Raw genomic sequence first — 1,068 nt, 5'->3', positions numbered from 1 at the left:
AACCGGCTGAGTGGCGGCGCCGGCAACGACACGTTGAATGGCGGTGCCGGCGACGACACCCAGGCCGGCGGCGACGGCAATGATATCTACACGGTCGACCGCTCCGGGGATGTCGTGTCCGAGACCAATGCCGTCGCGGCGACGGGCGGGGTCGACCGGGTGAACTCGCGGCTTGCGGCCTATACGCTCGAGGCCAATATCGAGGACGGTCGAGTGCTGTCCTCTGGCGCCGCGGACCTGACCGGGAACGGCCTTGGCAACACGCTCTATGCCGGGGCGGGGGATAATGTTGTCGACGGGGATCTCGGCAACGATACAGCCTCCTACCTTTATGCAGCGGGGGCGGTGTCGGTCTCGCTGGCGATTGCAGGACCGCAGGCCACCGGCAGTTCGGGGTCGGACACGCTGGTCAGCATCGAGAACCTGGCAGGGTCGGCCTATGCCGATGCGCTGACCGGCGACGGGTTGGCGAACCGGTTGACCGGGAATGCCGGGGCCGACACGCTGGACGGCGGCGCGGGCCGCGACACGATGGTCGGCGGTGACGGCAACGACCTCTACATCGTGGACAACGCCGGCGATGTCGTGACCGAGACCAGTGTTGTCGCCGCGAGCGGCGGGATCGACCGGGTGAACTCCCTGCTCGCGACCTACACGTTGACAGCCAATGTCGAGGAGGGGCGGATCCTGTCGGCCGGGGCTGCAAACCTCACGGGCAATGCGCTGAACAACACCCTGTTCGCCGGGGACGGCAACAACGTGCTGAACGGCGGGGCGGGGATCGACACGGCGTCCTATTCCGGGACCTCCACCGGGGTGAAGGTGAACCTTGCACTGACAGTTGCCCAGGCGACGGGCGGTTCGGGTTTGGACACGCTGGTCAGCATCGAGAACCTGGCAGGGTCAGCCTTCGCCGATAATTTGACTGGCAACAGCGGTGCCAACCGGCTGAGCGGTGGCGCCGGCAATGACATCCTCAACGGCGGTGGCGGCAACGACACGATGGTCGGCGGGGACGGGAACGACAGCTATTACGTCGACAGCGCGGGCGATGTCGTGGCCGAGACG

The 1,068-nt window shown here is 66.9% G+C and carries 1 protein-coding gene; it reads left to right on the top strand.

Annotated features, from left to right (window positions below; genetic code table 11):
* The coding region (locus tag L0V05_RS20455) for a calcium-binding protein (protein ID WP_234873348.1) at window positions 1-1,068 on the top strand (1,068 nt) is incomplete at both ends.

The organism is Alitabrizicola rongguiensis (assembly GCF_021491355.1).
In the GTDB taxonomy this organism is placed as follows: domain Bacteria; phylum Pseudomonadota; class Alphaproteobacteria; order Rhodobacterales; family Rhodobacteraceae; genus Aliitabrizicola; species Aliitabrizicola rongguiensis.
The sequence above is the reverse complement of the archived record's forward strand: the minus strand, read 5'-3'. Positions and strand labels throughout refer to the sequence as shown.